The 6,372-nt window shown below is 76.3% G+C and carries 9 protein-coding genes; 5 read left to right on the forward strand and 4 right to left on the reverse strand.

What is annotated here, in order from left to right:
- Window positions 1–2: 2 nt before the first annotated feature.
- Window positions 3–500 carry a DUF427 domain-containing protein gene (locus BM165_RS06055; protein ID WP_075012559.1) on the forward strand — a complete coding sequence of 166 codons (498 nt, stop codon included), beginning with the start codon at window positions 3–5 and terminating at the stop codon, window positions 498–500.
- Between the two features lie 4 nt (window positions 501–504).
- Here the strand turns inward: BM165_RS06055 and BM165_RS06060 are convergent, their stop codons facing one another.
- Entirely contained in the window at window positions 505–1,122 is a 618-nt protein-coding gene (locus BM165_RS06060) for a TetR/AcrR family transcriptional regulator (protein ID WP_075012560.1), read from the reverse strand.
- Window positions 1,123–1,265: 143 nt separating this feature from the next.
- On the opposite strand from BM165_RS06060, the gene BM165_RS06065 reads away from it, so the two are divergent.
- Entirely contained in the window at window positions 1,266–2,360 is a 1,095-nt protein-coding gene (locus BM165_RS06065) for an EAL domain-containing protein (protein WP_075012561.1), read from the forward strand.
- On the opposite strand, the gene BM165_RS06070 is transcribed toward BM165_RS06065, so the two are convergent.
- Both BM165_RS06070 and BM165_RS06075 read right to left on the reverse strand, forming a co-directional pair.
- The gene (locus tag BM165_RS06070) at window positions 2,338–2,919 is read right to left on the reverse strand and encodes a histidine phosphatase family protein (protein WP_075012562.1); all 582 of its coding nucleotides are present in this window, start codon (window positions 2,917–2,919) and stop codon (window positions 2,338–2,340) included. The two genes, BM165_RS06065 and BM165_RS06070, sit on opposite strands and share 23 nt — an antisense overlap.
- A 106-nt stretch (window positions 2,920–3,025) precedes the next feature.
- A complete protein-coding gene (locus tag BM165_RS06075; protein ID WP_177225119.1) occupies window positions 3,026–3,496 on the reverse strand; it encodes an STAS domain-containing protein in 471 nt (156 codons plus the stop codon).
- 177 nt (window positions 3,497–3,673) lie between these two features.
- On the opposite strand from BM165_RS06075, the gene BM165_RS06080 reads away from it, so the two are divergent.
- Genes BM165_RS06080 through BM165_RS06090 form a run of 3 tightly spaced genes read left to right on the forward strand, consistent with a single transcriptional unit; the run spans window position 3,674 to window position 6,006 of the window.
- The gene (locus BM165_RS06080; RefSeq protein WP_075012564.1) at window positions 3,674–4,828 is read left to right on the forward strand and encodes an acyl-CoA dehydrogenase family protein; all 1,155 of its coding nucleotides are present in this window, start codon (window positions 3,674–3,676) and stop codon (window positions 4,826–4,828) included.
- Complete coding sequence (locus BM165_RS06085) at window positions 4,821–5,561, forward strand: PaaI family thioesterase (RefSeq protein ID WP_143108041.1); 741 nt, start codon at window positions 4,821–4,823, stop codon at window positions 5,559–5,561. The genes BM165_RS06080 and BM165_RS06085 overlap by 8 nt, the downstream gene beginning before the upstream one ends.
- 49 nt (window positions 5,562–5,610) lie before the next feature.
- Complete coding sequence (locus tag BM165_RS06090; RefSeq protein ID WP_075012565.1) at window positions 5,611–6,006, forward strand: VOC family protein; 396 nt, start codon at window positions 5,611–5,613, stop codon at window positions 6,004–6,006.
- Window positions 6,007–6,028: 22 nt separating this feature from the next.
- Here BM165_RS06090 and BM165_RS06095 read toward each other — a convergent pair.
- A partial coding sequence (locus BM165_RS06095) for an HNH endonuclease signature motif containing protein (protein WP_143108042.1) occupies window positions 6,029–6,372 on the reverse strand: 344 nt, incomplete at its 5' end.

A 6,372-nucleotide genomic window follows, 5' to 3' on the forward strand; every position in this document is an offset into this window, starting at 1 on the left:
CGGTGAGCACCCCCCGGCGCGACCCGGTCGGCCCCGGTCAGGAGTCGGTCTGGGACTACCCGCGCCCGCCGTCGGCCGAGGTGTCCCCGCGCCGCGTCGTCGTGGAGGTCGGCGGCCGGGTCGTCGCCGACACCACCCGCGCGGTCCGGGTCTGCGAGACCAGCCACCCGCCGGTCTACTACGTGCCCCGCGGGGACGTCGTCCCCGGCGTGCTGGAGCGTGCGCGCGGCGCGTCGTTCTGCGAGTGGAAGGGCGCGGCGACCTACTGGGACGTCGTCGTCGACGGCCGGCGGCACCCCTCCGCGGGCTGGTCCTACGAGCGGCCGACCGAGGGCTACGAGCACCTGCGCGGTGCGGTGGCGTTCTACCCGAGCCGGGTCGGCCGGGCCACCGTCGACGGCGAGCAGGTGCGCGCCCAGCCCGGCGACTTCTACGGCGGCTGGATCACCGACGACGTCGTCGGGCCGTTCAAGGGGGAGCCGGGCACGCTCGGCTGGTGACGCCTCAGCGGTCGCGGCGCACCAGCGGGAGGACGACCGTCTCGAGCACCGCTTCGGCATAGGAGGCGTCGACCGGCTCGTGGGTCGCCAGCCAGCGCTGTACCAGCAGGGCCGTGGAGGCCTCGGCCGCCAGCGACTGGTGCATGTCCGGGCCCACCTCGCCGCGCCCCTCCGCCCGCGCCCACATCTCGGCGAACGCCCGCCGCCACACCGCCAGGGGGCCCTCGCGGTAGGCCTCGATGAGGGCCGGCTCGTGCTGCATCGCCGCCAGCAGCGAGCGGGTGGCCGCACCCACCGGGCTCGCCATCATCTCGACCATGCGGTGCACGAGCTGGCGCAGGTCGCCCTCGAGCGACCCCGTGTCGGCGTCGATGGTCCAGGACCGGTTGAGCTCGGAGACGGTGTCGACGACGAGGTCCTGTTTGGTCCGCCACCGCCGGTAGATCGTGGCCTTGCCGACGCCGGCCTCCGCGGCCACGGCGTCCATGGTCAGCGCGCCGTAGCCGACGTCGCCGAGCAGCCGCAGGATGGCCGCGCGGATGACGTCGTCACGACTGGGGTCGCGCGGGCGTCCCCCGCGGCCCGTGCGGGCGGGTGGCTCGGTGACGAGGGTCGCTGCCATGGGGGGACACTAGGGCCTCCGGGACCCCCCGACGGCGGTCCGCGGCGCGGTACCTGGACCTCTTGACGGACCTCCGACGGACCTCCCGACGCCCTCCGCGCGCCTGCCCGTGCCGTGGGTGCGGGTCGGTCATCCTGCTGCGCGTGGCGAGCACGATCGGCGCGGCCCGCCGGCGCGAGGAGTGGGACCTCCCCGAGGCGGCGACCCGGCTCCTCCTGGCCAGCGAGGCCGAGCACGTCCTCCCCGCCGTGGCGGAGGTCGCCCGCGCGGTCGGCCTCTCCGTCTTCTCCGCCCCCGGGCTGCTCGACCTCGCCGACGAGCGCGACGGCCTGCGCGTGGAGCTGTTCCTCGACCGGATCTCGCGCGCGCTGACCGGCGCGGAGGCCGAGGCGGTGCGGGTCGCCACCGACCCCGCGAACGAGTACACGGCGCTCTCCCGCGGCCTGCTGACCGCGCCGACCCTCGCCCAGGAGCTCGCCCGGCGGGGGGTCACCGCGGAGGTCGGGGTGCTCGCCGAGGCGGAGCTGTGGTCGGCCTACCAGCCGATCGTCGACCTCGGCGACCAGTCGGTGGTGGCGCACGAGGCGCTGCTGCGGGCCGACTCCGACGGCCGCCCGGTCGACGGCGGGGACCTGTTCTTCGTGGCCGAGTCCGCCGGGTGGCTGCCGCGGCTGGACCAGGTGGGCCGCGAGTGCGCGATCGCCGGTGCGGCCGGCTGGCTCGGCGACGCCGACCTGTTCGTCAACACCCACCCCACCTCGGTGCTGCGACCTGACGCCGACCTCGCGAGCACCGCCGAGGCGGTGGAGCTGGCCGGCCTGCGCCCGCGGCAGCTGGTGCTGGAGGTGGGGGAGCGGGCCGCCGTCACCGACCGGGGCCACCTGCTCGCCGTCCTGGAGTCCTACCGGGCGCGCGGCTGGCGGGTGGCGCTGGACGAGGTGGCCGCCGGCTGGTCGAGCGCCTCGCTGCTCGACGTGGTGCGGCCCGACGTCGTCAAGCTCGGCCGCGCGCTGGTCTCGGCCCTCCCCGACGACGGCGCCCGCGCGGTCGTGCGCAGCGTCGCCGCGCACGCCCACCGCCTGGGCGCGGTGGTGGTGGCCGAGGGCGTGGAGACCGAGCAGGCCGCCGAGGAGGTCACCGCGCTCGGCGCCGACCTGGCGCAGGGCTGGCTGTTCGGCCGGCCCGAGGCGCCCGCCGGCACCCGCCCGGCGGAGGTCAGTCCAGTCCCCACCCCGTGAGCACCGGGCGCCCGTGCTCGTGCCCGAGCGCGCCGTAGGCCCCCGCGGGGAGGGCGAACAGCGCCCCGGCCTCGGGCTGCAGTCCCAGCCACCGGGCGGTCAACACGCGCAGCACGTGGCCGTGGGCGACCAGCGCGACGTCGCCGTCGTCCAGCCGCGGGCGGGCCCGGTCGAGCACCCGGTCCACCCGCCGTCCGACCGCCTCGAGGGTCTCGCCGGGCGTCTCGCCGGGGACCGGCGGGTCGCTCCAGACCGACCACCGGCGCCCCAGCTCCTTGCTGATCTCGGCGGTGGTGCGGCCCTCGTAGGCGCCGTAGTCGAGCTCGACGAGGTCCTCGTCGACCGCGGTGGGGGTCAGGCCGGCCAGCTCGGCGGTGCGCAGAGCCCGCTGCCGGGGGCTGACCCAGACCTCGACCAGGTCGCGGCGGGCCAGCGCCGGGCCCAGCGCCCGGGCGCGCTCCTCCCCCTCGGGGAGCAGCGGCACGTCCGTGACGCCGGTGTGCTGCCCGGTCCTGCTCCACTCGGTCTGGCCGTGCCGCAGCACCACGATCTCGCCCACGCCGTCTCCTAGGTCCGTGCCGCCGGTCACGTCGCGGCGGCTCCGGGAAGCATCGCCCCTCCCGGGCGTGCTGCCGTCCGCGAGGTCCCCGGGAACTGCGCGGCGCTCAGCGCCAGCGGTCGAGGGCGACGGGGACCACGGGGCGGGTGTCGCCGCCCCGGCCGCTCAGGAGGTCGGGGTCGGGCCGGGGACGGCGCGGCTCCTCGCGCATCGGCGGCACCCAGGCGGCCGCCGGCTCCCGGTCCGCCCGCGGCGACCGCGGCCGCACCGGGTCCTGGCCGCTGAGCGGCCCGTCGAGCTCGAGCCGGCCGGCGAGGCCGGCCTCGGCGACCTGCCGGCGGACGGCCGCGGGAGCGCCGACCACCCGGCAGCGGCGGCCGGCCGCGGCGAGGGTGTCGCTGAAGCCGGCGAGGGCGTGCAGGGCGGTGCCGTCGGCGAAACGCGCCCCGGCGACGTCGACGACGACGCTGCCGGTGCCGTGTCCGGCCGCGCCGGTGAGCGCGGAGGTGAGTCGGGGGAGGGTCGCGAGCCCGGCGTCGCCGGTGAGGCGGACGACGACCTGCGCGGGGGCGGGCACGACAGCGACGGAGAGGTGCACGGCGACTCCGGTGGACGATCGGTGCCACTGACTCGGGCACCGACTGCGACCGTAGTGCTGCCGACCGTCATCCACAACGGCGAGTGCTCGGCCGGTCGCTCATCGCCACGTGATCCCGACGAGCCGGCCGTCGCCGGAGGGCGGCACCATGGGCGCGTGGACGCCGAGGACTTCACGCAGATCAGGAACGCGGTGCGCCGGCTGGTCCGGGAGGTGGTCGTCCCCCGCGAGGAGGAGATCGACCTGCACGACCGCATCCCGGAGGAGCTGCGGGGCGCCGCCGCCGACATGGGCCTGTTCGGGTACGCGCTGCCGGAGGAGTACGGCGGCCTGGGCGTGGACATGCGCGAGGACGTCGAGCTGGCCTTCGAGTTCGGCTACACCACGCCGGCGTTCCGGTCGCTGTTCGGCACCAACAACGGCATCGCCGGGCAGGTGATCGCCCGCTTCGGCAGCGAGGAGCAGAAGAAGGCGTACCTGCCCCGGCTGGCCACCGGTGAGCTGATCGGGTCCTTCGCGCTCACCGAGGCCGAGGCGGGCTCGGACCCGGCCGGACTGCGCACGAGTGCCCGCCGCGACGGCGACGCGTGGGTGATCGACGGGGCCAAGCGCTACATCACCAACGCGCCGCTGGCCGACCTGTTCGTCGTCTTCGCCCGCACCGACCCCGAGCAGAGGGGCGGGCGCGGGATCTCGAGCTTCGTCGTGCCCGCCGACGCGCCCGGCGTCTCGCTGGGCGCCAAGGACGTGAAGATGGGCCAGTCCGGTGCCTGGACGTCGGAGGTGTTCTTCGACGGCGTCCACGTGCCCGCCGACGCGCTGGTCGGCGAGGAGGGCCGGGGGTACGCCAAGGCGCTCACGGTGCTCTCCCGCGGGCGGCTGCACATCGCGGCGCTGTGCGTGGGGATGGCGCAGCGGGTGCTCGACGAGTCGGTGGCGTACGCGGCGACCGCCCGGCAGGGCGGTGCGCCGATCGGGCGGTTCCAGCTGGTGCAGGCGCTGATCGCCGACATGCACGCCGAGACGCTGGCCGGGCGGGCGATGGTGCGCGAGGTGGCGGCCCGGTACGACTCCGGTGAGGACACCTCGATCGGGCCGTCGTCGGCAAAGCTGTGGTGCAGCGAGATGGTGGGGCGGGCCACCGACCGCGCCGTGCAGGTGCACGGCGGGCTGGGCTACCTGCGCAGCACGCCCGTCGAGCGGTTCTACCGCGACGCCCGGCTCTACCGGCTGTACGAGGGCACTAGCGAGGTGCAGCGGGTGATCGTCGGCAGCGGGCTGCTGCGCGAGGCCGGGATGCCGCGTGGATGAAGGGTCCTCCTGCCCCCCGCCACTCGCTGACGCTCGTAGCGGGCCCCTGCAGGAGGACCGTTCCAGCCTGTCGGCCGAGGAGCGGGCCGCCCGCCGGGTCGCGGTGGGGGAGCTGGGCGACGCGCTGCGCGAGCTCGTCGACGCCGCCGTCCGCACCGAGGTCCCCGAGGCCGAGCTGGAGGCGGCCGCCGTCCTCGCGCGCGAGCTGGCTGCGCGGCTGCGGGCGTCGGCGCGGGGGCTGCACGAGATCGCCCGGGTCGACGACCCCGAGACCGGTGAGCGCTGGTACAGCCCGGTGTACGGGCCGGGCAGCCCGGTGGCGCCGCCGCTCGTCGCGAGCGACACCCCCGACGGGCGGGCGACCGGCCGGGTTACCGTGGGCAAGCCGCACGAGGGCCCGCCGGGGCTCGTGCACGGGGGCGTGGTGGCCACGCTGCTCGACCACGTGCTGGCCCGCGCGCTGCGTGCCGCCGGACGCGGCGGACTGACCGCCACGTTGACGGTGCGCTACCGCCGGCCGGTGCACCTCGGTGTGCCGCTGCTGCTCACCGCCGAGATGGGCGAGACCGACGGCCGGCGGACCACCGCGCACGCCCGGCTGGTCGCCGAGGACAGCCCGGAGGTGGTGCTGGCGGAGGCCGAGGGCCTGTTCATCGCGCTGCGCGCCGAGCGTGCCGCGGACGTCTTCTCGGCCACCGGCCGGACGGTCGGCGCGTGGACCAGCCGGAGCTGACGGGGCTGCCCTCCCGGACCCGTCGGTGGCGACCTCTAGCCTGCCGCCCATGCCGCAGCAGGTGACGCCGTTCCTGATGTTCACGGGTGACGCCGAGCGAGCGATGGAGCTCTACACGTCGCTGTTCGACGACGCCCGCGTCCTCGCGCTGACTCGGTGGGGAGCCGAGGGCCAGGGCGCCGAGGGGACGGTGCAGCAGGCCACCTTCTCGATCGCCGGTCAGGTGTTCCGCTGCTTCGACAGCCCGCCGGTCCACGCCTTCGGCTTCACGCCGTCCCTCTCGCTCTTCGTCGACGTCGCGTCGGAGGAGGAGCTCGACCGGCTCTTCGCGGGCCTGTCCGAGGGCGGTGAGGTCCTGATGCCGATCGGCGACTACGGCTTCAGTCGCCGCTTCGGCTGGGTGAACGACCGCTTCGGCGTGTCCTGGCAGCTCAACCTGCCGTAGCCGGGCGCCCGGCCGCCGCCGCTCAGTAGGGCGGTGGGGTGGTGGCGGCGGTGAGGCCGGTGGGTGTGGTGACGGTGAGGGTGCCGTCGGGTGTCATGTGGTGGTGCCAGCCGGGTGCCTGGTGCTTGCCGCGGTGGTGGCCGGTGCAGTAGCCGGTGAGGTTGGCCGCGTTCGTCTGGCCGGTGGGCCAGGGGGTGGTGTGGTCGAGTTCGCCACTTCCTGGGACGGGGCGGCGGCAGCCGGGGAAGCGGCAGCGGCGGTCGCGGGCGCGGACGTGCCGGTCGAGGGCGGCGCCGGGCCGGTAGCCGCCGGTCGCGCCGGATGGGGTGAGCGCTGCTCCGCTCCTGGCTGCGCGGTGCAGGGCGG

The sequence above is a fragment of the Geodermatophilus obscurus genome, assembly GCF_900115395.1.
Taxonomy (GTDB): domain Bacteria; phylum Actinomycetota; class Actinomycetes; order Mycobacteriales; family Geodermatophilaceae; genus Geodermatophilus; species Geodermatophilus obscurus_B.

What these genes read in the sequence shown, in the direction of transcription:
- BM165_RS06060 (WP_075012560.1), bottom strand. Translation starts at nt 1,122, where the DNA reads ATGGCAGCGACCCTCGTCACCGAGCCACCCGCCCGCACGGGCCGCGGG.
- BM165_RS06090 (WP_075012565.1), top strand. Translation starts at nt 5,611, where the DNA reads ATGCCGCAGCAGGTGACGCCGTTCCTGATGTTCACGGGTGACGCCGAG.